The following is a 26405-nucleotide window of genomic DNA, read 5'->3' as shown; positions in this document are numbered from 1 at the left end:
CGCCTCACTCCGGCGTCCTCGGTGGCGAGGGCGTGGCTCCGGTGATCGGCGTGCCGGTCCCGGGGGCCTGCGCGCGCACGCGAAAGAGCGCCGAGTACGGGACCGTCCGTACTCGGCGCTCCGGCCGTGGGATGTGAGGTTGTGCCCGCCCGACGGCACGCGACTGGCGAAACATGCATACGTGCTGCCGGGCGGAGTCCATGGGCCTCGCGTCGAGGCGTCCCCGTGCGGGACTGGCGCACGGGGGAGTCGGGGCCGCGGCGGATGCGACGGACCGGGGTGTCCCTCTTCTCAGGTCGAGAGGGAAGCCGCCGGACCTTGACCCCCGCACGGGCTCGCAGAGCCGCCGCGGACCGTGCCCGCCCGCGTCACGTACCACCCCTCATCCGGGTCCGTGACGGCGGTGCGGGCTCAGCGCCGGTGAGTCGACCTCCCGTCAACTCACCGGCGCAGCCTGGAAATTCCGGCTCGCTCAGTCCTCGCGCAGGGCGCGGACGGCCTCCTCGACGCGCTTGCCGTAGTCGGCGTCGGCGGCGTGGAAGTGGGCGAGGTTCTTCTCGATGACGTCGTCGCGGGAGACCTGCGAGAGGCCACCGGCGATGTTCGCCACCAGGCGCGACTTCTCGTCCTCGGACATCAGCCGGTACAGCTCACCGGCCTGGAAGAAGTCGTCGTCCTTGGCGTGGGTCGGGGCGGCGTGCGTGCCCGTGTAGCCGGCGACGGCGATCGGCGCGGACAGCGGCTGACCGGTCTCGGCGGGCCCGTCGTAGGAGTTGGGCTCGTAGTTCTTGCGGTCGCGGCCGTAGGGGTTGGACGCCATCAGGCCGTCGCGGCCGTAGTTGTCGGCCTTGGCCGCCTTGGGGGCGTTCACCGCGAGCTGGGTGTGGTTGACGCCCAGGCGGTAGCGGTGCGCGTCGGCGTAGGCGAACAGCCGGCCCTGGAGCATCTTGTCGGGCGAGGGGCCGATGCCGGGCACGAAGTTGTTCGGGGAGAACGCGGCCTGCTCGACCTCGGCGAAGACGTTGTCCGGGTTGCGGTCGAGGACCAGGCGGCCCACGCGCTGGAGCGGGTAATCCTTGTGCGGCCACACCTTGGTGAGGTCGAACGGGTTGAAGCGGTAGTCCGCCGCCTCCGACGCGGGCATGATCTGCACGTGCAGCGTCCAGGAGGGGTTCACGCCCCGCTCGATGGCCTGGAGCAGGTCGGTCTGGTGCGAGTTGGCGTCCTTGCCGACCAGCTCGGCGGCCTGCTCGCTGGACAGGGAGCGGACGCCCTGGTTCGTCTTGAAGTGGTACTTGACGAAGAAGGCCTCGCCCTTGGCGTTCGTCCACTGGTAGGTGTGCGAGCCGTAGCCGTTCATGTGGCGGTACGAGGCGGGGATGCCGCGGTCGCCCATCAGCCAGGTGACCTGGTGCGTGGCCTCGGGGGAGTGCGCCCAGAAGTCCCAGACGTTGTCCGGCTCCTGCTTGCCCGTGAAGGGGTCGCGCTTCTGGGAGTGGATGAAGTCGGGGAACTTGATGGGGTCCTTGATGAAGAACACCGGGGTGTTGTTGCCGACGAGGTCGTAGTTGCCCTCTTCGGTGTAGAACTTCACCGCGAAGCCGCGCGGGTCACGGACCGCGTCCGCGCCGCCGAGGTTGTCCGCCACGGTGGAGAAGCGCAGGAACAGCTCGGTGCGCTTGCCGATCTCGCTCAGGAAGTCGGCGTGCGTGAAGCCGGTGACGTCGTCGGTCACCTCGAAGTACCCGTACGCGCCGGAGCCCCGGGCGTGCACGACGCGCTCCGGGATGCGCTCACGGTTGAAGCGGGCCAGCTTCTCCAGGAGGTGCTGGTCCTGGAGCAGGATGGGGCCACCGACGCCGGCGGTGGCGGAGTTCTGGTTGTCGGCGACCGGGGCGCCGGACTCGGTCGTAAGCACGCGCTTCGACATGGTGACCTTCCGTGCTGTGACTGCTGAGGTGCTCGGAGCGTAAGGAGCCCTGAACTGCTACGTCAACAGTTTGTTGAATTTGTGGTCGTGGTTCCGGGCCGCGGCGGCGCCTGGGCGCGACAGGACAGGTGTCAGCGCCGCCGCGGCCCGGAAGTCTCAAAGGAGCCCGGGGGCTTAGAGCTCGGCGCCCGACAGGCGCTCGACGGCGCGCAGCAGGGCGGAGTGGTCGAGGCCGCCGTCGCCCTGCGCGCGCAGCGAGGCGACGAGCTGGGCGACGACCGCGCCGACGGGCAGGGCGGCGCCCACGTTGCGGGCGGCGTCGGTGACGATGCCCATGTCCTTGTGGTGCAGGTCGATCCGGAAGCCGGGCTTGAAGTCCCGGTTCAGGAAGTTGTCCTTCTTGCGGGTCAGCACGGTCGAGCCGGCGAGGCCGCCGTTCAGGACGTCGAGCGCGGCCGTCAGGTCCACGCCGGACTTCTCCAGGAAGACCACGGCCTCGGCGCACGCCTGGATGTTGACGGCGACGATGAGCTGGTTGGCGGCCTTCACGGTCTGACCGGAGCCGTGCGGGCCGCACAGCACGATGGTCTTGCCGAGGGCCTCCAGGAGCGGCTTGGCCTCGTCGAAGTCCGCCTGCTCACCGCCGACCATGATGGACAGGACGGCCTCGATCGCGCCGGCCTCGCCACCGGAGACCGGGGCGTCCAGGACGCGCAGGCCCTTCTCCTTGCCGGCCTTGGCCAGGTCCACGGAGGTCTGCGGCGTGATCGAGGACATGTCGACGATCAGCGCGCCGGACCGCGCGTTCTCCAGGATGCCGTCCGGGCCGTACGCGATGGCCTCGACCTGCGGGGAGGCGGGCACCATCGTGACGATGACGTCGGCGTCCTTGACGGCCTCGGCGATGGACTTCGCGGCGGTGCCGCCGGCGGCCGAGAGCCGGTCCAGCTTGTCCTGCTCCAGCGTGTAGCCGGTGACGGAGTAACCCGCCTTGATCAGGTTCTCGGACATGGGGGAGCCCATGATGCCGAGCCCGATCCACGCGACCTTGGGAAGGTTGCTCATGAGGGTGCCTTTCTGACTGCGGTGTTTCGACGAGGAGGTGACGCGGGGCAACGGGTGGGTGCGTGGGAGAGCATCGCCGCGGAGCGGCGCCTAGTCCCGCCCCGACAGCCAGCCGAAGGACTCCTCGCTGGGACGCTCGCCGGCCTTGTACTCCAGGCCGACCCACCCCTCGTAGCCCGCGGCACGAAGCTGGTCGAGCAGAGCCTCCAGCGGCAGCGACCCCGTACCGGGCGCCCCCCGCCCGGGGTTGTCCGCGATCTGCACATGGCCCGTCTTCGCGGCGTACCGCGAGATGACGGCCGGCAGGTCCTCCCCGTTCATGGACAGGTGGTACAGGTCCATGAGGAACTTCGCGTTGCCGAGCCCGGTCGCCGCGTTCACCTTGTCCACCACGTCGACCGCCGCGGGGGCGCTCACGAGGGGGCACTTGGGCGACTCGGGCGCGTTGAGCGCCTCGATGAGCAGGATCGCGCCGACGCGGTCGGCCTCGCGGGCGGCGAGCACCAGGTTCTCCAGGGCGAGTTCGTCCTGGACGGCCGGGTCCACGCCGTCGACGCGGTTGCCGTAGAGCGCGTTGAGCGCCGTGCAGCCGAGCGACTGCGCGAAGTCGGCGGCCACCGCGAGGTTCGCGCGGAACTTCTCGCTCTCCTCGCCGGGGATCGACAGGGCGCCGCGGTCGGGGCCGGGCAGCTGTCCGGCGTAGAAGTTCAGACCCACCAGTTGCACGCCCGCGTCCTCGATCGCCTTTTTCAGGGCGTCGAGCTCGGACTGCTCGGGGGTGGGGGCGTCGACCCAGGGCCACCACAGCTCGACCGCGCCGAAGCCCGCCTTCGCGGCGGCCGCGGGGCGCTCCAGGAGCGGGAGCTCGGTGAAGAGGATCGACAGGTTCACATCGAAGCGCTGGTCGGAGTATCCCATGGGGCTTCCGCGCTCCTTCCGTATTGCGGAAGTTCATTTCTGTCTGGTGGAAGACTGCCTCCGATCCGCGGAAGCTGTCAAGAGGGGACTGCCGAAAAATCGACCGGCGGCAGTAGGTTGGCCGCGTGCGATTGAGAGTGGAGTTCACGACCGAACCCTTCGATCTCGAGGAGGCCCCGCCGCATGCGCTGGTGGCCCGCGAGGTCATCCAGGGGGCCCCGCTGGACGCGGTCGACGTAGGCCCGTTCGGCAACACCGCCGAGGGCGACGCCGACGCGGTCCTGACCGCCGTCGACGCGATGCTGCGCCGCTCCCTCGGGGCGGGCGCCACCCGGGTCTCGCTCCAGGTCAACGTGATCGGCGGACCGGAGGAGCCCGGCCGGCCGGCGGGCCCGGGAGCGTCGGGGGAGGCGGATAAGTGACCGCGTTCGGGGACGACCCCTTCGCCGCCGCGGTCAAGCCGCTGGTGGACGCCATGGGCGGCGAGATGCTGCCGCCGGACCAGGCGGGGACCGACGACGTGGTCCTGGCCTGGGAGGGCGAGGACGTGGTGGCCGTGCGGCTGCCCCAGCTCGCCGACTCCCTGGACCACATCCTGCTCGCCCTGGAGCGCAAGCGGGGCAGGCCGCTCGCCGAGCTGGACCGCAAGGCCAAGCAGGAGGTCGTACGGATCCTGGAGGCGCGCGGCGCGTTCGCCGTCCGCCACGGCGTCGAGACGGTGGCGAGCGCCCTCGGGGTGTCCCGTTTTACCGTATACAACTACCTGAACAGGGAAAACGCCGCGAAGGGCGAATAGTCCCCCCGGGTCCGGCGGGGTCACACCCGCCGTATCCTCACGCGGCGCAGCCGAGCCGTCACCCGAATCGCCGGGTGACGGCTTCTTTGTTCAACTTATTTCAACAAAGTGTTGACGCTGCGTTGTCGAAGGTCTTAGCTGTTCCGCAGCCCGTCCAGCACAAGGCCACGGAGGCTCCCGTGACTTCGAGTACGACGCCGGGTCTCACCCGGTTCAACGCCTTGGAGGAGGCCGCGGCCACCGCCGCCCTCCACGAGGCCTGTGCCTCTTCGGCCTGGGGGAGCAAGCTGCTCTCCCGGCGCCCCTACGCCACCGTCGAAGCCCTCTTCGCCGCGAGCGACGCCGTGATGGCCGAGCTGAGCGCGGAGGATCTGGCCGAGGCCATGGCGGGGCATCCGCCGATCGGCCGCCCGAAGCCCGGGGACCCCACCTCGTCCCGCGAACAGCGGGGCATGGCGGGAGCCTCCGAGGAACTGAAGGCCGAGATGCTCGAACTGAACCTGGCCTACCAGGAGAAGTTCGGCCACGTCTTCTTGATCTGCGCCACCGGCCGCACCGGTGAGCAGATGCGGGACGCGGTCAAGGAACGGATCGGCAACTCGCCCGAACAGGAGCGGGAGATCGTCCGCGCCGAACTGGGCAAGATCAACCGCATCCGCCTGACCCGCCTCCTGGAAGAGGAAGCCGCATGAGCACGCAACCCGCCGAGAACACCGCGTCGGTGTCCACGCACATCCTGGACACCAGCGTCGGACGCCCCGCCGAGGGCGTCGCCATCTCCCTGTCCGCCCGCCGCGGCCCGGGCGAGCGGTGGGAGGCGCTCGGCGCGAGCGCGACCGACGCGGACGGGCGCTGCAAGGACCTGCCGGCGCTGCCGGCGGGGACCACGCACGTACGCCTCGACTTCGAGACCGAGGCGTACTTCCTGACCAAGCAGAACAACCAGCAAGCCGAGGCGCAGCAGGACGCCCCCGCGAATCGGGACAGCGGCACGAGCGGAGCGTTCTTCCCGGAGGTGGCGATCACGTTCGCCGTCACGCCGGGCGAGCACTACCACGTACCGCTGCTGCTCAACCCGTTCGGCTACTCCGTTTACCGAGGGAGCTAGCAGACATGCCCACCATTCTGGGACAGAACCAGTACGGCAAGGCTGAGAACCGGGTCGTAAAGATCACGCGGGACGGCGACACCCACCACATCAAGGACCTGAACGTCTCCGTCGCCCTCTCCGGCGACCTGGACGACGTGCACTACTCGGGTTCCAACGCCCACTGCCTGCCGACGGACACCACCAAGAACACGGTGTACGCGTTCGCCAAGGAGTACGGCATCGAGTCGGCCGAGCAGTTCGGCATCCACCTGGCGCGCCACTTCGTGACCTCGCAGGAGCCGATCCACCAGGCGCGCATCCGCATCGAGGAGTACGCCTGGGAGCGCATCGCGACCTCCGACGCCAACTCGAAGTTCATCGGCTCCGACGAGGTGAAGCACTCCTTCGTCCGCCAGGGCCAGGAGACCCGGGTCACCCAGATCACCTACGACGGTGAGAAGTGGGAGGTCATCTCCGGCCTGAAGGACCTGGTCGTGATGAACTCCACCAACTCGGAGTTCTGGGGCTACATCAAGGACAAGTACACGACGCTGAAGGAAGCCTACGACCGCATTCTCGCCACCCAGGTGTCCTCCCGCTGGCGGTTCAACTGGACCGACGACGAGCAGCGGATGCCGCACTGGGAGAAGTCCTACGAGCAGGTCAAGAAGCATATGCTCCAGGCCTTCGCGGAGACGTACTCGCTCTCGCTCCAGCAGACCCTGTACCAGATGGGTTCGCGCATCATCAACAACCGCGCGGAGATCGACGAGGTCCGCTTCTCGCTGCCCAACAAGCACCACTTCCTGGTCGACCTCGAACCGTTCGGGCTCAAGAACGACAACGAGGTCTACTACGCGGCCGACCGCCCCTACGGCCTCATCGAGGCCACTGTCCTGCGGGACGGCGTCGAGCCCAAGATCCCGGTCGACATGACCAACCTCTGACGCGGGACGCGCGCCCCCGCCCTCCCGCAGTGGGCGGGGGCGCGCGACACCGGAGGGAACAGCAATGGCACAGCCTGCAAAAGGGTCGGCAGAAGGCCCGTGTTCCACCCCACCGCCAGGTGACGAGGCATCAACTCCCGACTGTCACCCGGTGGATGAGAAGCTCCACCCCTCGCGGCTCGTCCCCGCCGCACTCCAGCACATCGCCGCCATGTACGCGGGCGTGGTCACCCCTCCGCTCATCATCGGACAGGCGTGCGGCCTGGACACCGTGGCCCAGACCCGGCTGATCGCCGCCGGTCTGCTGATCGCCGGTCTCGCCACCATCCTGCAGACCCTCGGCGTCAAGGGCTTCGTCGGCAACCGCCTGCCCTTCGTGAACGCCGCCTCCTCGGCCGGCATCGCGCCGATCCTCGCCATCGCCGAGACCAACGCCAAGGGCGACCAACTCCCCGCGATCTACGGCGCGGTGATGGTCGCGGGCGTCTTCTGCCTCCTGATCGGCCCCTTCTTCGGCAGGCTGCTGCGCTTCTTCCCGCCGCTGGTCACCGGTGTCGTCATCACACTCATCGGCGTCACCCTGATGCCCGTACCCGTCAAGTGGGCGCAGGGCGGCGACGAGACGAGCCCGGACTTCGGCGACATGAGGTACCTGGCGCTCGCCGCCTTCACGCTCGTCGTCATCCTGCTCTTCCAGCGCTTCGGACGCGGCTTCCTGAGGCAAGTCGCCCTGCTCGCGGGCCTGTTCATTGGCACGCTCGCCGCGATCCCCTTCGGGATGGCCGACTTCACCTCCGTGCGGACCGCGCCGCTGGCCGCGCTGCCCACGCCGTTCGCCGCGGGCGCCCCCCTCTTCCAGCCCGCCGCCATCCTCTCGCTCTGCATCGTCATGCTGGTCCTGATGACCGAGTCGGCGGCCGGCATGCTCGCCCTCGGCGAGATCTGCGAGCGCGAGACGGACGGGAAGACCATCACCCGGGGCCTGCGCACCGACGGCATCGCCACGCTCGTCGGCCCCGTCTTCGGCGGCTTCCCGACCTCCGCCTTCGCGCAGAATGTCGGCGTCGTCTCCCTGACCCGGGTCCGCAGCCGCTACGTCGTGGCCGTCGCGGGCGCCACACTCATCGTGCTCGGCGCCTTCCCCGTCCTCGGGGCCGTCGTCAACGTCGTCCCCATGCCGGTCCTCGGCGGCGCGGGCATCGTCCTCTTCGGCTCCATCGCGGTCAGCGGCATCCGTACGCTCTCCGAGGCGGGCCTGGACGACAGCTCCAACATCATCCTGGTGGCCGTCGCGCTCGGGGCGGGCATCATCCCGCTCGCCGCGCCCACATTCTACGCCGACTTCCCCGCCTGGGCGCAGACCGTCCTCGGCTCCGGGATCAGCGCGGGCGCGCTCGTCGCGGTCTCGCTCAACCTGTTCTTCCATCACCTCGGCACCCGTGGCGGCGCGCGGAACGCGGCCGCGGCACTCAAATCCTCCTAGGGCCATGCCGTGCCCCCTCGCCACTCACCCCAAGGAAGCACCATGGCACCTTCCGCGGACCGCCTCGTCATCGAGAACGTCGCCATCGCGACGGTGGACGCCGAGGACACCGAGTACGCCTGCGGCCACATCGTCGTCGCGGGCAACACCATCGAATCCCTCGGCGCGGGCAAGGCGCCGACGGGCCTGGAGAACGTCGTACGCCGCGTCGACGGCACCGGCCACCTCGCCACCCCCGGCCTGGTCAACACCCACCACCACTTCTACCAGTGGATCACCCGGGGCCTGGCCACCGACCACAACCTCTTCGGCTGGCTCACGGCGCTCTACCCCACCTGGGCGCGCATCGACGAGCCGATGACGTACGCGGCCGCGCGGGGCTCCCTCGCGATGCTGGCCCGCGGCGGCGTCACCACCGCCATGGACCACCACTACGTCTTCCCGCGCGGCGCCGGTGACCTCTCCGGGTCGATCATCCGCGCCGCCTCGGAGCTGGGCGTCCGCTTCACCCTGGCCCGCGGCTCCATGGACCGCGGCGAGAAGGACGGCGGCCTGCCGCCCGACTTCGCCGTGGAGTGTCTGGAAGACGCTCTCGCCGCGACCGAGGAGACCGTCGGCAAGCACCACGACCGGTCCTTCGGCGCGATGACCCAGGTCGCCGTCGCACCCTGCTCGCCGTTCTCCGTTTCCACCGAACTCATGCGGCAGGGCGCCGAGTTGGCCCGCCGTCTGGGTGTACGACTGCACACCCACGGCAGTGAGACGGTCGAGGAGGAGCAGTTCTGCCACGAGCTGTTCGGCATGGGCCCCACCGACTACTTCGAGTCGACCGGCTGGCTCGGCGAGGACGTGTGGATGGCGCACTGCGTCCACATGAACGACTCCGACATCGCCGCGTTCGCCCGCACCGGCACCGGCGTCGCCCACTGCCCGTCCTCCAACGCCCGCCTCGCCGCCGGCATCGCCCGCGTCCCCGACATGCTCAGGGCGGGCGTGCCGGTCGGCCTCGGCGTCGACGGCACCGCCTCCAACGAGTCCGGCGAACTCCACACCGAGCTGCGCAACGCCCTGCTGATCAACCGCCTCGGCCCCCACCGCGAAGCGGCCCTGAACACCCGTCAGGCGCTGCGCCTCGGCACCTACGGCGGCGCCCAAGTCCTCGGCCGGGAACGGGAGATCGGCTCCCTGGAGCCCGGTAAGCTCGCCGACCTCGTCCTGTGGAAGACGGACGGCATAGGGCACGCCTCGATAACCGACCCGGTGGCCGCCCTCGTCCTCGGCGCGCCGGCCCCGGTCACCCTCTCCCTCGTCAACGGCAGCCCGGTCGTCGAGCACGGCCGCCTGCTGCACGCCGACGAGGACGCCATCGCCCGTTCCACACGGGACGAGGCACAGCGCCTGGCGCGGATCGCCGCCGGGGGCTGAACCCAAGAACCCCGGTCGGGGGGGACGGCCCCCGACCGGACTTGAGCAGCCGAGCGGGCTGCTCAAGTGCCGCCCCGGGAACGTGGCCCAAAGCTTCACGTCCCCGGGGCGGTCGGCACTACCTGGGCGCACGCACCACCCGCACACCGAGCAATTCCTTGCCCCACGCACCACCTCCCAGAAGCGATGTGCCGGTGTCCAGCCGGTACGGGAAAACAACCGGAGGAGCCACAGTGGCCACTCAGCCCAGGTTCACCAAGCGAGGCAGTACCCCCGACCCTGACCCCGGGGAGGGCTCCATACGAGCGGTCCACCCGGTCGACGAGAAGCTCCCGCCCCTGAAGATGGCGACGACCGGCCTCCAGCACGTGGCCGCCATGTACGCGGGCGTCGTCGCCCCGCCCCTCATCGTCGGCGCCGCCGTCGGCCTGTCCCCGAAGGAACTCACCTTCCTGACCGGCGCGTGTCTGTTCACCGCAGGCCTCGCGACCTTCCTCCAGACCCTCGGCGTCTGGAAGATCGGCGCCCGGCTCCCCTTCGTCAACGGCGTCACCTTCGCCGGGGTCGCGCCCATGCTCGCCGTCGTCGACTCGACGAAGGACAAGGACGACGCGCTCCCCCTCATCTTCGGCGCGGTCATCGTCGCCGGCGTCCTCGGCTTCCTCGCGGCGCCGTTCTTCTCCAAGATGGTCCGGTTCTTCCCGCCCGTGGTCACGGGTACGGTCATCACCCTCATCGGCATCTCCCTGATGCCGGTCGCCTTCGGCTGGGCCCAGGGACCGGTGCCGGGCGCCGACGACTACGGCTCCACCAAGAACCTCGCCCTGGCGGGCGGCACGCTCGTCGTGGTGCTGCTGCTGCGCCGCTTCACCACCGGTTTCGTCAAGCAGATCGCGGTCCTGCTCGGCCTGGTCATCGGCACGCTGATCGCCATCCCGTTCGACGCCACCGACTTCGGTCCCATCGGCGAGGCGGACATCGTCGGCTTCCCGACGCCCTTCCACTTCGGCGCCCCGCAGTTCGCGGCCGCCGCCATCGTCTCGCTCTGCGTGGTCATGGTCGTCTCGATGACGGAGTCGACAGCGGACATGCTGGCCCTCGGCGAAATCGTGGACCGGCCCGCGGACGAGAAGACCATCGCGGCGGGCCTGCGCGCCGACTGCCTCGGCTCGGCGCTCAGCCCCCTCTTCAACGGCTTCATGTGCAGCGCCTTCGCGCAGAACATCGGCCTGGTCGCGATGACGAAGATCCGCAGCCGCTTCGTGGTGGCCGCGGGCGGCGGCTTCCTCGTCCTGATGGGCCTGTGCCCGGTGGCCGCCTCGCTGATCGCGGTCGTGCCGCGTCCGGTGCTCGGCGGCGCCGGCGTCGTGCTCTTCGGCTCGGTCGCCGCGAGCGGCATCCAGACGCTGGTCAAGGCGAACCTGGAGCGGGACAACAACGTCCTGATCGTGGCGGTCTCGCTGGCCGTCGGCCTGATCCCGATCGCGGCGCCGGAGTTCTACCACGCGTTCCCGGAGACCGCGAAGATCATCCTCGACTCGGGGATCTCGACGGGCTGCGTGGCCGCCGTACTCCTGAACCTGGTCTTCAACCACCTCGGCAAGGGCCGTGACGACGACGACGTCACGGCGCCGATGGAGCCGGGCGGCGAGATCGCGCAGACCCGGGTGCCGGGACAGGCGGTGGCGCACTGAGTCCCCGATTACTCCGCGGCCCCGCGGGCCGACGGGGTTGAGGATCAGCTCCGGGCACCCGGGGCGCCCAGCCGCCTGACCATGGCGAGGATCGCGGAGATCTGGCGGCCGCCCTTCTCCGCGTACCGGGTGTCACCTCCGTAGCCCCACCAGTTCCAGCAACCGCGCGGGTTGTCGGGCGAGGTGGTGGCCTGCGGGTACAGGACGATCATGCGGTTGGTGTCGGCGTACTCGTTCAGGTGGGCCTGGCGCATGAACGAGTCCCCGATCTGGCCGTACGTCTGCTGGCATCCGTGCAGGGCGACCATGAGGCGGCACGGCTCCCCGGTGCCGGTCGCGCACGCCCCGGGGATGTACGCGAAGCCGTCCCTGCCCATGCCGGCGGTGGCCGCGCCGCCACCCGGGGCGTAGAGGTTCTGGTCGAAACGGATCAGGGTGCCGTCGAGCGCGGCGGTGGTGGCGGGGTGCGGGGCGGTGCCGAAGAGATGCGTGAGCATGCGGAGCTGAGGATCGTCCCCGCAGTTGTTGACGTAGGGCGACGCGGTGCTCGTGCAGGGCACCTGGCCGAGCGGCGAGACCCAGGCATGGCCCGCCATGGCGGACGTCTCGTACGCGACGTTCGCGCCGAAGTCCCGGTGATAGGTGGCCAGGTCGTCGTTGACCGGTCGGTCGATGGTCCGGTCGGAGCCGCCGTGGTAGAGCCAGACCCGGTCGCCCGACAGGTTGGACACGGGGTCGACCCGCCCGGCGGCCGCGCGCTCCCTGGTCCGCTGCTCCAGTTGGGCCGGGGTCCCGCGCGGCATGAACGTGTCCATACAGGCGTACAGGGCGGTGCTGAGGCTGCCCTGCGCGCAGTCGTAGGCGCCCGCGCTGAAGATCCCGGCGCCCTGGAAGACGGCCGAGTGGGCCACGTGCAACTGGTCGGCGAGGTAGCCACCGGACGAGACGCCGGACACGTACGTCGTCGCGATGTCGTACGCGCGCAGCTCGCCGGGTGTCGGGGAGGGGACGGCGGCCGTGGCGCCGGTGGCGCCGCCGACGGCGAGGACGAAGGCGGCGGCGACGGCGAGGAGGGTCTTTCTGTACCCCATGAGGACCTCCGGTTCGGGCGGGGTCCGCCATTGTGCGGCGCTCGCGGCGGGGCGCACGAGGTGGCCCGGGACCACAGCTCACCTCGGCGGAGTGTGGCCCCGGACCATGGGCGACGCGGCGTGCCGGAGTGCCGCGGGCAGCCGGCTTCGTTCTGTCAGGTCCCGTCTGTGGCCGGGCAGACATCGCGGTACGGCACTTCAGGGATGTACTTGTGCCAGTCGGCCCGGGACAGGCCACCGCCGGCGCGCGCGCAGACGGACGCGGTCAGGCGCTTCGGGTCCACCGGGAGGGAGCGGGGGGCACTGTGCTCGCCCGCGGTGTGGAGCGTGCGGCCGTCCGGGGAGAAGGCGAGGGCGAGCACGGCGTCGCCCGGCGTCGGCAGGGGGCCTCCCAGCGGCCGGCGGGAGGCGGCGTCCCAGAGTTGCAGCGTGCCGAGGTCACCCGCCACGGCCAGGGTCCTCCCGTCGGGTGAGTAGGCCAGCGCGGTGACCGCCTCCGCCCGGGACCCCGGTCGGGCGGCCCCGTACGTCCCGGCGAGTGAGCCGAGGTTCTGCTTCACCTCGCCGTCCCAGAGCGCGACCCGTCCGCCGATCGTGCCCGCCGCCAGTTGCTCGCCGTCGGGGCTGAAGGCGAGTGCGCCGATCTCCCCGTCGGCCAGTCTGTTGGTGGCGGTCCGGCCCGAAGGAAGGGCGACCGTCTGCCCAGGGGCGACGAGCAGCCGACCGTCGGGGCGCACCGCCAGCGGGTGGCTGTCCCGCGACGTCGCGAAGGACCGCAGGACGGCGGCGCCGCTCGGAGCACCGGTCTCGTGGGCAGGCGGCTCGGCGGGGGTCCGCCCCATCCGCCTGCCGGCCGAGACGTCCCAGGTCTCCGTGGGCGTGTCGTCCCCGTGGCGGACCAGCAGGGACCGTCCGTCCCGGGTGAAGGCGAGGCCCACCACCGCGGCGTCCTCGCGGGAGGAGCCGGGCCCGGCGAGCGAGCGGGACCGGGAGTTCCCGCGTACGTCCCACAGCGTGACAGGGCTCTGTTCGCCGGGGTTGCCGTCGGAGTCGATGATGAGCCTCGTGTACGCGAGGGTGGCGCCGTCCGGGGCGACTGCCAGCGAGATACGACAGGTGTCCTCGCTGTAGGGGGACTTCGCTCGTTCGCACCGCACGGCGGGGGTACGGGAGATCCGCCTTCCGCCGCCCGCGACCTGGCGCACCTCGAACCGCGAGGTGTCCTCGCCGCGTCGTTCGAGCGCCAGGACCCGGCCGTTCCCGCTGTACACCGCCTGGGCGGCGGGCTGGCCGCTCCATCCGTCGGCCATCGCCGCGCCGTAGGAGACGGTGCGCACCGCGAGTTCGGTGCTGCCCAGCTCGCTCAGGTAGCGGATCACTCCCGCGCTCACGTCGAAACGCAGCTGCGTGGCGGACTCGTTGGTGAGCGGGACGCGCAAGACCGGTGTCGTGGGGTTCGCCGTCCTCCACAGCAGGATCTCCTCGCCGTCGGTGGCCACGATGAACCTGCCGTCGGGGCTGAAGGCCGCCTCGTCCAGCCCCTTGTGCCGGATACGGGTTCGCTCCCGGTGCCGGTCCAGGTCCCACACCCGCACCTCGTTCGCGGTCAGGGCCAGCAACGCACCGCTGTCCGGGGCGAAACGGAGCGAGGACTCCTCGTCGCACGCGTCGCGCCCGAACGCGCGGGGCCACGGGGCGGACCGCTCCACCTGCTTCGGGTGCCCGGTCAGCTCCCGGATCAGCAAAGGCCCCCTGCGGCCGGAGCACAGGGCCAGCAGCCGGTCGTCCGGGCTGATGGCCCACTGGGACACGGCGGTACGGCGCTGCTCGAAGCTCACGCGCCGACGCTTCGTGTCCCAGAGGGTGATGCCGCCCGACTCCCGCTCCTCCAGCACCATGCGGTCGCCGGGACCGAAGGAGTAGAAGGAGCCGACGTGCCCGAAGGACTGGCCCATCGGCTTCCCGGTCCGCAGGTCCCGCAGCCGGACCTGGTCGTCCGACGTCGTCAGCAACCGGCGTCCGTCGAGGCCGACGGCCATCGCCACCTCGCCGTGGAGGGGGAGGGAGGGGCCCGCGGGCCGGTGCCCGGTGGTGCTCCAGGCCCGTACCGCGCGGTCACCGGCCACGACGACGGTGCGGCCGTCCCCGCTCAACTCGGTCATGCCCATGGGCTCCACACCGGGGAGGCCGTAGACGTCCTGCTCCTGCTGGGACAGGGCGCCCAGCAGCGCCGAGCGGGTCTCGGTCGTCCCGCTCAGCGCCGCGGCGGCCGCGCTCAGCCGCATCGCCGTGACAGGGGCGGAGGCGCGCATGCTGTCGGCCACCGCGGCCACCCGCCGTGCCACCGCCTCCCGGCGCCGCTGTTCACTGGTCCTGCTCTGCTGCCAGGCGACGGCGCCCGCGACCAGCGCGAGCGACACCAGCAGCGCCACCGCACCCGTCACCCCGTGCCGGATCCGCCGCCCGCGGCTCCGGGCCGCGGCACAGGCACGCAGGAAGTCCCGTTCCAGAGCCGTCAGGTCGGCCCGCTGCTCAGCGGTGCGGAAGGCGTCTTCCGCTTCGGTGAGCTCCGCGCCCCTCAGCAGGGTCCCGCTGTCGCGGCCGCGGTCCTGCCAGTGGCGTGCGGCCTGGGTGAGGCGCCGGTGGCGGCGCAACCGCTCCCGGGCCTCGTCGATCCATCCGTACAGCCGGGGCCACGCGGTGATCAGGGCCTCATGGGCGAGGTCGACGGTGGTCTCGTCCAGGGTGATCAGCCGGGCGCGGGCCAGCAGGTGGAGCAGCGCGGACACCTCACCGCCCGCGGGGCCGGTGCCGCCCAGCTCGGTCCGGTCGACGGGGCGCCGCGTGTCAGGGGTGCCGTCGCCCGGGGTGATCAGGCGCAGCAGGACGCGGCGGGCGGCCTTGGCCCGGGGTTCGGTGAGCCCGGTGTAGAACGCCTCGGCCGTCTGGGCGATGGCGCCGTGGACGCCGCCGGTCGCCTCGTACGCCTGGAGGGTCAGGGTGCGGCCCCGGCGGCGGCGCCACGTTTCGAGGAGGGCGTGGGACAGGAGCGGCAGCCCGCCCGGCTCCGCGCCCACCTCTTCGATGAGGCGGTCGGTCAGGGCACGCTCCACGATCAGCCCCGACGCCGTGGCGGGCCCGACGATCGCTTCGCGCAGTTCGGAGGGTGTCATCGGGCCGACGGGCAGGCTCGCCTCCCGGATGACCGCGGCCAGCCCCTCGTGCTCCAGACAGCGGGCGTAGAAATCGGCCCGCACCCCGAGGACCACCCGCAGCCGGCTGTCGTCGTCGCGGGCGGACAGCAGCAGATCGATGAACGCCCGCCGCTCCGCCGGGTCGTGGCAGAGAGTGAACGTCTCCTCGAACTGGTCCACGATCAGCCAGGTCTCCCCGGACGCCGCTGCCGGGGTGAACAGCTTCGCGAGATCCGTCGGCCGTGGCCCGGGGGTCAGGACGCGCACGGCCGCCGGGCGCGACGCGGTGTCCTCGGCCGCACGCAGGCACGGGATCAGGCCGGCGCGCAGCAAAGAGGACTTGCCGCTGCCCGAGGGGCCGAACACGGCCGTCACCCGGTGGGCACGCGCCAGGCCGACGAGGTCGTCGGTCAGGCGGGCACGGCCGAAGAACAGTTCGCGGTCGCCGACCTCGAAACGCACCAGTCCGCGATACGGCGCCACGGCGGCGTCCTCCTGCGGGACGCCGGCCCGGGCCTCCGTCTCCCGCTGCGCCTTTCGCCACCGCTCCTCCCATTCCGCCCCGTCTCCTCCACACGCCTGCGCGTAGGCCAGCGCCACGGCCAGGGACGGCAGTTTCTCCCCCGAGGCGGCCGTCGACAGTGCCGTGACCGAATATCCGGCCTCCCGAGCCATCGCCCGGTAGGTCGGCGTCCCCGCCTTCTGACGCAACGTGCGCAACGCGTGCGCGAACTCCTCCACCGGCCCCTGACCCGGGTCCACCGGCTTCTCACGACGCCCCATCACAGCCTCCCCCGCGGCTCGTCACGCCCCCAGCATGAGCCCTGTGCCCTCCCGGACGACTCGACGGCCGCCGAACTCGATTGTTCAGTGTGGGGGAGGGGCCTGCTGAACAACGGTGCGGGGTGGCTGACTGGTGGTCGTCGGCCCGATCCGCCAGGTCGACGCGGCACTGCCCCGCAGCGCCGCCGTTCTGACGCCGCCGGCCGTGTGCCCGCGGTCTCTCACCACCACGGGAGGAACCCGACCATGAATCTCCGAAAGACCCTCACGTTCTCGACCGCCGCCCTGGTACTCGGTTCCGGCGTGGCCGTGGCGAATCCCGCGGCAGCCGCCCCCGAGAGGAGCGTCCCGGCCCAGGCCGGCTGGCACACCATCTGGGGCAACGCCTGGGTTCCCGCACAGAGCAGCGGCATCTGGAAGTCCGGGGCCTACAAGTCGCCGAGCAAGGCGACGCGGGCCGTGCTGCGGTGCTACAACACGAACGCCTCGATGAAGGTGCGGATCTTCGAGTACCTGGGCGGCGGCCGCCTGCGGAAGGTCGCGGACAGCGGCTGGAAGCGGTGCGACCCGAACGGGGGCGTCATCGCCAAGGGCACGGTCAACAGCACCCGCCACGCGCTCAAGGTCCGCCTCGACGGATACCAGGGCTCCTTCGTCCGCGCGGAGAAGTGGTCCTGAGACCGGCCGGCGCGGGCCGCCGGGCGCGGCCCGTGTCGGCGTACCAGCCGACGGCGAGGACCGTGGCGAGGGCGAGTTCGGCGATGTCCCCGCCGTAGTACATCAGTTGGGACCCGGTGTGCAGATCGCCGGGGGCGACGGGGGAGCCGGGCGGAGGCGCGGCGTACAGGCTCTTGGCGAGGACGGCGTGGGCCCAGCCGGCCGCCAACAGCGTGGCGCCGCGCCAGGCCGGGCTCCAGCGGTGCCGTACGGGATCGAGCTGGCAGACGGCGAAGGCGAACAGCAGCCCGGCGGCCAGGACATGGAGCTGGACGGCGGCGCCGAGAAGCGGGCGGTGGTGGGCGGCGGCCATCAGGCCGGTGCGGTACAGCAGCCACAGGCCGCCGATGTCCAGCGCGGCGGCCACCGGAGGGAACAGCAGCCAGGCGGCGGGTCGCGAGTGCGCGACGGCCAGCAGCGCCCGACGGGGCGGCGCCCCGCCGGGCAGGGCGCGCAGGAGGAGCGTCAGGGGGCGGGCGAGGACCAGCGGCAGCGGGGCGGCCATGGCGAAAACGAGGTGCTGGGCCATGTGGGCGGTGAACGCGCCGCCGGGCAGCGGTCCGGTCAGCGCGTACGCCAGGGCCGCGCAGCCGGCGGTGAAGGAGGCGTCCCGGTGGCGGGGCCAGGCATCACCCCGGCGGCGCAGCCGGGCGGCGGCGAGCAGATAGCAGGCGGCGGCAACTGCCGCGGCCGTGGCGACGAGCGGCCCGAGAGTGCCGCTGCCGGCAGCGGCGTGGGCCGGGATCACGGCGCCGTGCGGGTCCTGGCGCGCGCGGTCAGGGCGACGCCGACGAGGAGCAGGACGAGGCCGGCGCCGTTCCAGGCCAGGTCGTAGCCGGTGACGTCGACGTCGTAGCGGATCTGGTGCAGGCGCAGCAGCTTGTGGTCCACGATGCCGTCGAAGAGCTGGAAGGCGCCGAGGCCGAGGAAGAGCCCGGCCCGGCCGTGGGCGGGGGCGAGGGCGCGGCGCCGGCGCAGATCGGCGTAGAGGACGAACCCGGCGACCAGGGCGAGCAGCTCGAAGGTGTGCAGCAGGCCGTCGGAGAGCAGGCCGATGCCGGAGGTGGAGCGGTCGTAGAAGTGGTGCCAGTGCAGGATCTGGTGGAAGACGATCTCGTCGACGGCGGCCATCACGGCCACGCCGATCAGCGCGCACACGGCCAGCGACCGTCCCGCCTGCACGGGACCGGAGGAAGGGGCGGGGCGGACCGGTTCGCTGGGCATTGCGGCTGACTCCTGGGGACGGGGTGGTACCCAGGGTGGCACAGGGTGCGCGAGGCGCGCGGGGTGCCCGTCGGGCGTCCCGCGCGCCTGCCGCGCCCGCAGGGGGCGGGGGTCAGCCGATGTGGTACGGGTCGCCGTACACCTTCCAGTCCAGCGGCGGGTCGAGGCTGAGGTTCTTCTTCTTGAGGAACACTCGCTGCGCGGTGTCGACGCGGCTGGTGTCCTCGTGCGCCTCCTCCTGCCTCATCGCCCAGACGCGCGCGTCCAGGAAGGCGTTGAGGTACGCCACCTCGTCACCGCCCTGGGCCGGCGGCTTGGCCGAACGGAGCGCGCGCCCCCGGATGTTGCGGAAGCTGGTGGAGTCGCTGCCGTCGCCGTGCATCACGATGGCGTCGTAGTAGCAGAACTGACCGAGTACGCCGATGCCGTCGGCCTTGCCCTGCTTGACGGCGGGGTCGAAGTAGACGCGGTCGCGCTCGTCGTTCTGCGCCTTCTGGAAGGCGGGGTCCTCGGCGGCCTTGCGCCAGTCGCGCGTGAAGTTGGGGTCGAGGCCCTCGTGCGAGTCGGTGCCGTCGACCTCGCGCAGGGCGGGCAGGTACTTGGCGAGGACGTTGCCCGGCTTGCGCCGCGTGTACAGCTCGACGAGGTCCAGCATGTCGCCGGTGCCGGAACAGAAGCCGATGATGCCCGCGGTGTAGCCGCGGCCGTCGTCGATGTCCTCGATGTAGCGGTAGTAGTTCTTCCAGTTGAGGTTGGAGTTCTCGGCGCTGCAGACGAGCTTCATGGCGATCTCCTTCTTCGCCGGATCGTCGAGCCCGAGGGCCCGGGCCGAGGTCGGGGTCAGGGCCGAGGTGGCGGTCGCCGTCCGCGAGGCGAGGAGCGGCCCGGCCACGGCCGCGGCGCCCATCAGGGCGAGCAGGCCGCGGCGGGAGGTGAGGGGGCGCGAGCGGTGGTGCGGGGAGTGGGGGGTTTCCACGAGGGCCTCCAGAAGGGGGAGTTCATCGCTCCACGTACTGTTAGGAAGGTTTCCTACCAGAGATTGAGCGTGACGTATACCCGTCAAGACGGGGTCAGTGTCCGGGGCGCTGCGGTGGCGGAGCCGATGGCCGGGCGTGCCGCCGGGCATCTCGGCGCGACCAGGTTCGACGTCGCCGACCTGGCGGCAGAGCATCAGCCTAATCGCAGCGTCACCTTGACCTACCGGCTGACTGTCGGGCGGAAGGGCCACGCCGCCGAGTGCTGTGCCCGCGCGGCCGCCGTACCTCACCTGCGCCTCACCTGTGATGAACTGTGGCCCGGTTTCGAGACGTTGACCCCGTCTCGAACAAGAGAGTGGGAGGGGCCGTGGGCCTGGGTGGGGGGACGGGGCGGCGGCTGACCGCCGTGGCGCTCGTCATGGCGGTGGTGGCCGGGTGTACGGGGCGGGGCGAAGACGCGGGCGGCGGAAACGACGTGGATCTGCTGCGGAACCACGACTGGACGCGGATGCCGGGCACCACCGCGCGGAACGACGTCCTGCAGGTCGCCGCGTTGGATCGGCGCATCGTGGAGCAGGACTCCTCCGGCGGACAGCCCAACCCGCCGCTGAACGTGGCCGGCCCGCATCTCAGGTCCGACGGCGACTTCACCGTCACCGCGCGCATGACCGGCGTGGGTGACGACGGCGGCGACTCATGGCTGCGGCTGTACGGACGTGTACCGGTCATCTACGACGAGTGGCGGCAGGAGCGGCCCTCACTCCGCGTCGGCGTGACCGCTGACGGACAGGTGAAGGTGCAGGTATGGGACGGCGAGGGCGATGAGCCGGCCATCTCCGAGGATTTCGACTGCGGCTGTTCCGGGACGGTGACGCTCGCCGTGTCGAGCATCGGTGACACCTTCCGCGTGAAAGCCGACGGACGGCGGCTGGGAACCGTGCGGGACCCGGGGGTGTTCGCCGAGGGCACCGTCTGGTTCGGTCTGGAGGCGGACGCGGGCGAGGACGAGCGCCGCGAGGGATGGCGTCTGACGCGGCTGAGCGCGCGGGCGGAGAGCGGTGACTCGCTCCGCGTGATCAAGGCGCCGCGGCTGCGCCAGGAGCAGTCCGACGACTCGCTGCGCACGCGGGCCGCAGACGTGGGGCGGCCGTTCGACGTCGGCACCGCCCTGGCCGAGAACCCGCTGCTCACCGACGCACGCTACCGGGCGCTCGCGGGGAGCCAGTTCTCCATGCTCACTCCGGAGAACGCGTTCAAGCCGCAGTTCCTCCACCCGCGCCGGGGCGCCCACGACTTCCGCGACGCGGACCTGCTCGTACGCTTCGCCCGCGCGAACGACATGAAGGTGCACGCGCACACCCTCGTCTGGCACGAGGCGCTGCCCGCCTGGATGCGGGAGAACGACGACCCCGAGGAGGTGCGCCGGACCATGCTCCGGCACATCGCCACGGTCGCCGGGCACTTCAAGGGAAAGGTCGCGGAATGGGATGTGGTCAACGAGCCCATGTCCGACGACGAGGAGAGCTACACCAACGGGGACCTCGGGCTGCGCTCCGAGCAGAGCCCGTGGTTCGAGGCCATGGGCGAGGAGTACATCGACGAGGCGTTCAGGGCCGCCCGCCGGGCCGATCCGAAGGCACGGCTGTTCCTCAACGAGTACGGGGTCGAGGAGGAGGGCGAGCGGTGGGACGCCCTCTACGCTCTGGTCGAGCGGCTCAAGGAACGCGGCGTACCGATCGACGGCGTGGGTTTCCAGAACCATGAGTACGAGCCCGGCGACCGCGTCGACCCGGAGACCTTCCGCGGCCATGTGCGGGATCTGGCGGAACTCGGGCTGCAAGCGCGGGTGTCGGAGATGGACGTCCCCATAGGTGAGGACGAGGAGGACGGGCGGCAGACCCAGGCGGATGAGATGGCGGGCAAGCTGCGGGTCTGCCTGGAGGAGCCGAACTGCACATCGTTCTCCACCTGGGGATTCACCGACCGGTACGGTTCCACCGCCGACACCCGGATCTATCCTCCGCGCACGGCCGATTCCCTGCCGTGGGACGCGGCCCTGCGGCCGAAGCGGGCGTACGAGCGTCTGCTCAAGGCCTTTGACGAGGCGTGAGGGTCAAAGAGCGTCTTGTTCCGCCAGGGGCGTTTGACGAGGCGGAGCCGCCGGAGAGCAGGTACCCCGTCAGCGCCGTCGCGAGGGCCGCCAGGCCGGCCACCGCGAAGCCCGCCGACGGGACGGACGCGTCGATCGCCAGCCCGGCCATCGGTGACCCGAGCGCGAGACCCGCGGCCTGCGCCGAGGACTGCAGGCCCGTCGCCTCGCCCCGTACGCCGGCCGGCGCCAGCCCGCTCACCCCGGCGGACACCGCGGCGAAGGTCGGCGCGGTGAGCAGCCCGCTGCCGATCACGGCCACGCACAGCCAGGGCCACTCGTGCGCGAGCCCGGCGGGAAGCGTCACGAGCCCCAGCAGGCCGAGCAGCAGCCACGTGGGCAGCGTCCGGGGCAGCGCGCCGTACAGCAGCCCCCCGGCGACCGAGGCCCCGCCGAGCACGGTGATGACCACGGCGGCCCACGAGACCTGACCCGCTTCCGCGAGGGTGGCGACGATGGCCAGATCCACGGCGCTGACCAGCGTCGTGACGCCGAACGCCATCGTCAGCACCGCGACCATGCGCGCGTCCAGCCACGCGCGCCGCCGGGGCCGGGCCACCGCGCCGGCCGCCACCTCGCCCCGGGCGCGCAGCGGCGGGTCGAGCAGGGCGATCCCGGCCCCGCCCGCCACGATCGCCGCCCCGACACCCCAGGCCACCGCCTCGGGGGACGTCTTCGCCGCGCACAGGACGACGATCGCGGGGCCCAGCATGTACGACAGTTCGCCCTGCACCGACTCCAGCGCGAACGCGGCCCGGCGCTGCCCCGCCGTCGTCATCGCGGTGATCGCCTGCCTGGCCACCGGCTGGGCCGGCACCATCAGCAGGCCCGCGGCGAACGAGGTGCCCAGCAGCACCCCGTACGGCTGGAGCGGCACGGTCAGCCAGAACAGAGCCTGCGTGAAGGAGGTGGCGACCAGCACGACCCGCAGGCCCCGCCGGTCGACCACCCGGCCGAGCAGCGGCCCGCCCAGTGCCAGCCCGACCGTCAGCGCCGCCGCGATCCCGCCGGCGGCCGCGTAACTCATGTCCAGGCTCAGCACGACGTACATCGTCAGCGCCATCACGTCGGCCGTGATCGCGACGCGTGCGAGCAGCGAGACGGCCAGCAGCGGTGCCATGCCCGGCACGGCGAGCACCTGTCGGTATCCGGTCACCCAGCCGACGCTAGATCGTCCAACGCCCCATAGGTAGAGGCGTATTCACTTGAGCCGACATAATGAATCTTTATGGCCAAGGACTTGGAGACCGCCTTGCTGCGGTCGTTCGTCACCGCCGTACGGGCGGGCAGCATCAGCCGTGCCGCGACCGAGCTGGGGCACACCCAGCCCGCGCTCAGCCAGCACGTGCGCAGGCTGGAGAGCGCCGTCGGGCGGCCGCTGCTCCACCGGTCGCCGTCCGGCGTCTCGCCGACGCGGGCAGGGGAGGAACTGCTCCCGTACGCCGAACGCATCCTCTCCCTGTGCGCGACGGCGCTCACCGAGACCGGGCACGCGCTCACCGGGCGCTGCGGCGTCGGGCTCCTCGAAGACCTCGCCGCGTCGCAGCTCCCGCAGGTCCTCGCCGATCTCGCCCGGCTGCACCCGGGCGCGACGTTGGAGGTGCTGAGCTGTTCCAACGCCGAGATGCGGGTGGCGTACGACGCGGGCCGCATCCAGCTCGTCCTGGACGAGGCGCGGTGGGTGCCGGGGCCGCCGCGCTGGACGGTGCGCCGCCCGCTGGTGTGGGCGGTCGGCCCGGGCGTGGACGTGCGGGCCGATCCGCTGCCGGTGGTGCTGTTCTCGGAGCCGTGCGTCTGGCGCAGGTCGGTCCTCGACTCGCTGGAACGCGCCGGCCGGCGTCCGCGCGTGGTCTTCGAGAGCAACAGCCTCGTCGGTGTGCTCGCGGCGGTACGGGCGGGGCTGGGTGTGTCGGCGCTGCTGCCCGCCAACCTGGAACCGGCCATGGCCTGCCACGACACGGCCGCCCTGCCCGCCCTGCCCGACATCGAGCTGGGCCTGGCCCGCCACCCGCGAACGGCAGGCGATCCGCTGATCGACGCCGTGGAGACGGCACTGCGCCGCACCCTCTGACCGGCTTCGGCCCGACCCCGGCTTCGCCCGCGGCTGCGGGGGCATGGGTAACTCCTTGGCCCGCTCGTTCTCGATGGCGCACACAGGGGGAGTACCGATGCATGACCGAGGAACCGTCCGGGGCGGCACCCGCGCGCGAGGGCTGGCGACGCTCGCCCTGGTGGCCGGCACCTTCTACCTCTTGTACGGGGTGGTCGGAACCCTGACCGGTGCGGGGGTTCAGGAGTCCTGGGTCCGCCCGCTCCCCATGCTCGTCGCCGTCAGCCTCGGCATGGGCGTGGTCAGATACCGGCGGGGATGATTCCGTCGGCGCCGGGCTCTCCCACGGGTTCGGTCAGGGCCTGGAGGATGCGGGGGGTGACCCGCTGCGGCAGCTGTCGGGCGTCGTCATGGGTGCCGTGGCTGGCCCGGAGCGCGGCCAGCCCCTCGAACAGCGAGATCATCAGGCGGCTCAGGTCGGTGACGGCGATGGTCGGACGCAGGCCCAGCCGGGCCAGTGCCGCTGTCAGCAGCTCGGCCAACCCCTCGACCAGCCGCTCCTCGCGCTCGGCCAGCTCGGCGGCCAACTCCGGGTGGCGGGCGGCGTGCAGGGTGAACTCCATGGAGGCCAGGAACCACTGCGGCTCGCGGGCCCGCTCACCGAATCGGGCGAGCAGCTGGTCGAGGCTGCCCGGCCCCACCGAGGCCTCCCGCAGCGCGGCGAGCAGGCTGTCGGTGTGCACGTCGTAGAGGGCGAGGAAGAGTTCTTCCTTGTCGCGGTAGTTGGAGTAGAAGGCCCCTCTGGTCAGCCCCGCGCGCTCGACGATGTCGCTGATCGAGGTGGCGTGGAAGCCGCGCTCGGTGAACAGGGTCTGGGCGCTGTCGAGGAGCGCGGCTCGGGTCACGGGCCGGCGCTTGGTCGGAGTCTTGGGCACGCGGGGGGCCTTTCCTGGGGCGGGAACGAGCAGCCTAAGGCGTGTGGTGAAAGTAGCGTCGCCAGGCAGGCGGGACTTTCAGAGCACGCCCTGAGCTTGTGCTTCAACCCCAGTCTCCGCTGACTCCTCGGCACGCTCTCAGTCGGAGCCGGCTGGTGCCGGGCCGCTGACGCCGTCCGTCCCGGATACGCCGACGAGCCTGTGGCATACGACTGCTGACACGAACTGAGGTAAACCGCCAAGTGACCGCACAAACCAGACTTTTGTGGATATCGTGAATCGTCCGTATTAGAGGTATCTACGAAGGAGTGCTCATGGGTCTGCCTGTCGTCGGAGGTCTGATCGACAGCGTGATCGGCATCGTCCTGGGTGCGGTGAACGGCATCGCACCTCAGGCCGGCGCCCTCTTGCGAGGATTGGGCGTCCCGGTGTGAGCGGTCCGGGGCTCATACCCTCGGTTCGGCCTCTGCCGTCGGGCGGCCCGGTCCCGGCCGGCAGCGCGTGGTGCGACGGCCGCCGACCCCCGCCGACAGGGTCCGGGCCGTCGCACACCCGTAGGACCGGCCGCACGTACGCCCGCTAAGCGCCCGGGGACCGGTAGTCGTCATAGAACCCCTGTCCCGTCTTCGCTCCCAGGTGGCCGGCGTCCACGTAGCGGCGCAGGAGTTCGCGCGGGCCCTCGGGAAGGTGGGGGTTCTCGGCGGCGTAGTGGTTCTCGATGTCGAGCACGACGTCGAGGCCGACCTGGTCCATCATCCGGAACGGTCCGGCCTTGAGGCCCATGTTGATCTCCCACATCCGGTCCACGTCGCGCGGGGTGGAGACGCCTTCGGCGACCACGGCCAGCGACTCGCGCTTGATGGCGGCCCAGATGCGGTTGAAGATGAAGCCGGTGCTCTCCTTGCGCGCCTCGAAGGGGTGGACGCCGTACCGGGGCAGCTCCCTCAGCAGGAAGTCCAGTACCGCGCGGTCGGTCCTGCCGTCGGACATCAGGTCGACGGCGACCTGCTGCGGCGGCATGTAGAAGTGCATGTTCAGCACCCGCTCGGGGTGCGCCACGCCGTCGATGAACTGGCTCGTCGGGTACGACGACGAGTTGCTGGCCAGGATCGCGTCGGGCTCCGCGTCCTGGTCGAGCCGGGCGAACACCTGCTTCTTCAGGTCGAGGCGCTCGGGCACGGCCTCCACCACCAGCCAGGCGCCGGCGAGCGCCGCCGACTCCTCGGTGTGGGCGGAGGCCTTGCCGGGGCGGCCACCGTCCACCGTGGCGGCCACGTCGGCCACGTGCTCGGCGACGAAGGCGGCGGCCTGGTCGCCGACGGCCCGGCTGGGGTCGTAGATCCGCACGTCGCCCCCGCGGGTGGCGAACATCAGGGCGATGCGGCGGCCGAGGGTACCGCCGCCGATCACCGCGACCGGGCGGGATTCGATGGCGGTGGGGAGAGTGAAAGCCATGGCGGTGCTTCTTTCAGAGCGGGGCGAGGCGGGACGCCCTACCGGGGGGCAAGGCGGCGCCCGCTATCTAATACATGGTGTATCGGATACACCGTGTATGCAAATGGACCGCCCAGCGAGCCCCCTGCGGTGTCAAAGGCGCCCGCACCGGCCTACGCCGTGCAGAGCGTCCCCGCCCGGGTCCGCGAGGAGGCCCCCACCCGCATCGCCGGGCCCGGCTAACGAGTCCGGTTGAAGCAGGCCGCCCGGCCACTCTCGTCGGGCGTGGCGCCCGCGCAGGGCGACTGCCATTCCTGGGGGAGCGACGGGGTCGGGCCGGGTTCCTCCCAGCCGTACCGCCGTGGCTCTGTCGACTCGTCCCACCACAGGGTCAGGCCGCCCGCAACGGCCACGATGACCAGCCACAGCGCGACGGCCCACCGCCATAACGTGCGGTGCCCTCCGTGCGGGTGTGCGGACATAGGGCAGCAACTCCTCACGAC

The 26405-nt window shown here is 71.5% G+C and carries 24 protein-coding genes; 12 read left to right on the top strand and 12 right to left on the bottom strand.

Annotation, left to right across the window (positions count from 1 at the left end):
* Positions 1-472: 472 nt before the first annotated feature.
* From ACZ516_RS28915 to ACZ516_RS28905, 3 genes are all read right to left on the bottom strand, one after another.
* A complete protein-coding gene (locus ACZ516_RS28915; RefSeq protein ID WP_358580263.1) occupies positions 473-1930 on the bottom strand; it encodes a catalase in 1458 nt (485 codons plus the stop codon).
* A gap of 174 nt (positions 1931-2104) precedes the next feature.
* The gene (locus ACZ516_RS28910) at positions 2105-2995 is read right to left on the bottom strand and encodes a 2-hydroxy-3-oxopropionate reductase (RefSeq protein WP_361087033.1); all 891 of its coding nucleotides are present in this window, start codon (positions 2993-2995) and stop codon (positions 2105-2107) included.
* A gap of 90 nt (positions 2996-3085) precedes the next feature.
* The gene (locus tag ACZ516_RS28905) at positions 3086-3913 is read right to left on the bottom strand and encodes a TIM barrel protein (RefSeq protein ID WP_358580259.1); all 828 of its coding nucleotides are present in this window, start codon (positions 3911-3913) and stop codon (positions 3086-3088) included.
* A gap of 125 nt (positions 3914-4038) precedes the next feature.
* On the opposite strand from ACZ516_RS28905, the gene ACZ516_RS28900 reads away from it, so the two are divergent.
* The 8 genes from ACZ516_RS28900 (at position 4039) to ACZ516_RS28865 (ending at position 11348) form a co-directional block, all read left to right on the top strand.
* On the top strand, positions 4039-4335 hold the full coding sequence (locus tag ACZ516_RS28900) for a YkoF family thiamine-binding protein (protein ID WP_361087030.1): 297 nt from the start codon (positions 4039-4041) through the stop codon (positions 4333-4335).
* Positions 4332-4709: a helix-turn-helix domain-containing protein gene (locus ACZ516_RS28895; RefSeq protein ID WP_358696662.1), complete on the top strand. Its 378-nt coding sequence runs from the start codon at positions 4332-4334 to the stop codon at positions 4707-4709. The genes ACZ516_RS28900 and ACZ516_RS28895 overlap by 4 nt, the downstream gene beginning before the upstream one ends.
* A gap of 179 nt (positions 4710-4888) precedes the next feature.
* Complete coding sequence (uraD, locus tag ACZ516_RS28890; protein WP_358696661.1) at positions 4889-5401, top strand: 2-oxo-4-hydroxy-4-carboxy-5-ureidoimidazoline decarboxylase; 513 nt, start codon at positions 4889-4891, stop codon at positions 5399-5401.
* Complete coding sequence (gene uraH, locus ACZ516_RS28885) at positions 5398-5817, top strand: hydroxyisourate hydrolase (protein ID WP_358580251.1); 420 nt, start codon at positions 5398-5400, stop codon at positions 5815-5817. Before uraD ends, uraH begins: the two co-directional genes overlap by 4 nt.
* Positions 5818-5822: 5 nt before the next feature.
* Positions 5823-6746 (top strand): factor-independent urate hydroxylase, encoded by a 924-nt coding sequence (pucL, locus tag ACZ516_RS28880; protein WP_358580249.1) that lies wholly within the window; start codon positions 5823-5825, stop codon positions 6744-6746.
* Positions 6747-6810: 64 nt separating this feature from the next.
* The gene (locus tag ACZ516_RS28875) at positions 6811-8229 is read left to right on the top strand and encodes a nucleobase:cation symporter-2 family protein (RefSeq protein ID WP_469012391.1); all 1419 of its coding nucleotides are present in this window, start codon (positions 6811-6813) and stop codon (positions 8227-8229) included.
* Between the two features lie 42 nt (positions 8230-8271).
* On the top strand, positions 8272-9654 hold the full coding sequence (locus ACZ516_RS28870; RefSeq protein ID WP_469012389.1) for an 8-oxoguanine deaminase: 1383 nt from the start codon (positions 8272-8274) through the stop codon (positions 9652-9654).
* 233 nt (positions 9655-9887) lie between these two features.
* Positions 9888-11348: a nucleobase:cation symporter-2 family protein gene (locus ACZ516_RS28865; protein WP_467466250.1), complete on the top strand. Its 1461-nt coding sequence runs from the start codon at positions 9888-9890 to the stop codon at positions 11346-11348.
* Positions 11349-11392: 44 nt separating this feature from the next.
* On the opposite strand, the gene ACZ516_RS28860 is transcribed toward ACZ516_RS28865, so the two are convergent.
* On the bottom strand, positions 11393-12439 hold the full coding sequence (locus ACZ516_RS28860; protein WP_469012387.1) for an extracellular catalytic domain type 2 short-chain-length polyhydroxyalkanoate depolymerase: 1047 nt from the start codon (positions 12437-12439) through the stop codon (positions 11393-11395).
* 155 nt (positions 12440-12594) lie between these two features.
* On the bottom strand, positions 12595-16416 hold the full coding sequence (locus tag ACZ516_RS28855) for an nSTAND1 domain-containing NTPase (RefSeq protein ID WP_469012386.1): 3822 nt from the start codon (positions 16414-16416) through the stop codon (positions 12595-12597).
* Positions 16417-16662: 246 nt separating this feature from the next.
* Here ACZ516_RS28855 and ACZ516_RS28850 point away from each other — a divergent pair, with 246 nt between their 5' ends.
* Positions 16663-17094 carry a hypothetical protein gene (locus tag ACZ516_RS28850; protein WP_469012383.1) on the top strand — a complete coding sequence of 144 codons (432 nt, stop codon included), beginning with the start codon at positions 16663-16665 and terminating at the stop codon, positions 17092-17094.
* Here the strand turns inward: ACZ516_RS28850 and ACZ516_RS28845 are convergent.
* From ACZ516_RS28845 to ACZ516_RS28835, 3 genes are all read right to left on the bottom strand, one after another.
* Complete coding sequence (locus tag ACZ516_RS28845) at positions 17036-17881, bottom strand: cytochrome c oxidase assembly protein (protein ID WP_469012381.1); 846 nt, start codon at positions 17879-17881, stop codon at positions 17036-17038. The genes ACZ516_RS28850 and ACZ516_RS28845 overlap by 59 nt on opposite strands.
* Complete coding sequence (locus ACZ516_RS28840) at positions 17878-18357, bottom strand: DUF2243 domain-containing protein (RefSeq protein WP_469012379.1); 480 nt, start codon at positions 18355-18357, stop codon at positions 17878-17880. Before ACZ516_RS28840 ends, ACZ516_RS28845 begins: the two co-directional genes overlap by 4 nt.
* A 112-nt stretch (positions 18358-18469) precedes the next feature.
* Complete coding sequence (locus ACZ516_RS28835; RefSeq protein ID WP_358697148.1) at positions 18470-19264, bottom strand: chitosanase; 795 nt, start codon at positions 19262-19264, stop codon at positions 18470-18472.
* A gap of 437 nt (positions 19265-19701) precedes the next feature.
* Here ACZ516_RS28835 and ACZ516_RS28830 point away from each other — a divergent pair, with 437 nt between their 5' ends.
* Positions 19702-21444: an endo-1,4-beta-xylanase gene (locus ACZ516_RS28830; protein WP_469012377.1), complete on the top strand. Its 1743-nt coding sequence runs from the start codon at positions 19702-19704 to the stop codon at positions 21442-21444.
* Here the strand turns inward: ACZ516_RS28830 and ACZ516_RS28825 are convergent.
* Positions 21422-22639, bottom strand: a complete 1218-nt coding sequence (locus ACZ516_RS28825) for an MFS transporter (RefSeq protein ID WP_469012375.1) — start codon at positions 22637-22639, stop codon at positions 21422-21424. The two genes, ACZ516_RS28830 and ACZ516_RS28825, sit on opposite strands and share 23 nt — an antisense overlap.
* 72 nt (positions 22640-22711) lie before the next feature.
* On the opposite strand from ACZ516_RS28825, the gene ACZ516_RS28820 reads away from it, so the two are divergent.
* Positions 22712-23554, top strand: a complete 843-nt coding sequence (locus ACZ516_RS28820; protein ID WP_361086998.1) for a LysR family transcriptional regulator — start codon at positions 22712-22714, stop codon at positions 23552-23554.
* 97 nt (positions 23555-23651) lie between these two features.
* Positions 23652-23855 carry a hypothetical protein gene (locus tag ACZ516_RS28815; RefSeq protein ID WP_469012372.1) on the top strand — a complete coding sequence of 68 codons (204 nt, stop codon included), beginning with the start codon at positions 23652-23654 and terminating at the stop codon, positions 23853-23855.
* Here the strand turns inward: ACZ516_RS28815 and ACZ516_RS28810 are convergent.
* The 3 genes from ACZ516_RS28810 to ACZ516_RS28800 all read right to left on the bottom strand — a co-directional run bounded on the left by ACZ516_RS28810 (position 23836) and on the right by ACZ516_RS28800 (position 26384).
* Entirely contained in the window at positions 23836-24468 is a 633-nt protein-coding gene (locus ACZ516_RS28810; RefSeq protein WP_469012369.1) for a TetR/AcrR family transcriptional regulator, read from the bottom strand. The two genes, ACZ516_RS28815 and ACZ516_RS28810, sit on opposite strands and share 20 nt — an antisense overlap.
* A gap of 579 nt (positions 24469-25047) precedes the next feature.
* Positions 25048-25923 carry a 3-hydroxyacyl-CoA dehydrogenase family protein gene (locus ACZ516_RS28805; protein WP_469012368.1) on the bottom strand — a complete coding sequence of 292 codons (876 nt, stop codon included), beginning with the start codon at positions 25921-25923 and terminating at the stop codon, positions 25048-25050.
* Positions 25924-26141: 218 nt separating this feature from the next.
* Positions 26142-26384 carry a hypothetical protein gene (locus ACZ516_RS28800; RefSeq protein ID WP_469012367.1) on the bottom strand — a complete coding sequence of 81 codons (243 nt, stop codon included), beginning with the start codon at positions 26382-26384 and terminating at the stop codon, positions 26142-26144.
* Positions 26385-26405 lie beyond the last annotated feature (21 nt).

This window comes from Streptomyces sp. NPDC034037, assembly GCF_055575715.1.
This window is presented reverse-complemented; position numbering and strand designations above follow the sequence as displayed.

Bases quoted from the DNA above. Each gene is read 5' to 3' on its own strand.
- ACZ516_RS28835 (WP_358697148.1), bottom strand. From the start codon at position 19,264: ATGGGCGCCGCGGCCGTGGCCGGGCCGCTCCTCGCCTCGCGGACGGCG.
- uraH (WP_358580251.1), top strand. From the start codon at position 5,398: ATGAGCACGCAACCCGCCGAGAACACCGCGTCGGTGTCCACGCACATC.
- ACZ516_RS28905 (WP_358580259.1), bottom strand. From the start codon at position 3,913: ATGGGATACTCCGACCAGCGCTTCGATGTGAACCTGTCGATCCTCTTC.
- ACZ516_RS28875 (WP_469012391.1), top strand. From the start codon at position 6,811: ATGGCACAGCCTGCAAAAGGGTCGGCAGAAGGCCCGTGTTCCACCCCA.
- ACZ516_RS28910 (WP_361087033.1), bottom strand. From the start codon at position 2,995: ATGAGCAACCTTCCCAAGGTCGCGTGGATCGGGCTCGGCATCATGGGC.
- ACZ516_RS28915 (WP_358580263.1), bottom strand. From the start codon at position 1,930: ATGTCGAAGCGCGTGCTTACGACCGAGTCCGGCGCCCCGGTCGCCGAC.
- ACZ516_RS28855 (WP_469012386.1), bottom strand. From the start codon at position 16,416: ATGGGGCGTCGTGAGAAGCCGGTGGACCCGGGTCAGGGGCCGGTGGAG.
- ACZ516_RS28805 (WP_469012368.1), bottom strand. From the start codon at position 25,923: ATGGCTTTCACTCTCCCCACCGCCATCGAATCCCGCCCGGTCGCGGTG.
- ACZ516_RS28800 (WP_469012367.1), bottom strand. From the start codon at position 26,384: ATGTCCGCACACCCGCACGGAGGGCACCGCACGTTATGGCGGTGGGCC.
- pucL (WP_358580249.1), top strand. From the start codon at position 5,823: ATGCCCACCATTCTGGGACAGAACCAGTACGGCAAGGCTGAGAACCGG.
- ACZ516_RS28870 (WP_469012389.1), top strand. From the start codon at position 8,272: ATGGCACCTTCCGCGGACCGCCTCGTCATCGAGAACGTCGCCATCGCG.
- ACZ516_RS28840 (WP_469012379.1), bottom strand. From the start codon at position 18,357: ATGCCCAGCGAACCGGTCCGCCCCGCCCCTTCCTCCGGTCCCGTGCAG.
- ACZ516_RS28850 (WP_469012383.1), top strand. From the start codon at position 16,663: ATGAATCTCCGAAAGACCCTCACGTTCTCGACCGCCGCCCTGGTACTC.
- ACZ516_RS28820 (WP_361086998.1), top strand. From the start codon at position 22,712: ATGGCCAAGGACTTGGAGACCGCCTTGCTGCGGTCGTTCGTCACCGCC.
- ACZ516_RS28860 (WP_469012387.1), bottom strand. From the start codon at position 12,439: ATGGGGTACAGAAAGACCCTCCTCGCCGTCGCCGCCGCCTTCGTCCTC.
- ACZ516_RS28815 (WP_469012372.1), top strand. From the start codon at position 23,652: ATGCATGACCGAGGAACCGTCCGGGGCGGCACCCGCGCGCGAGGGCTG.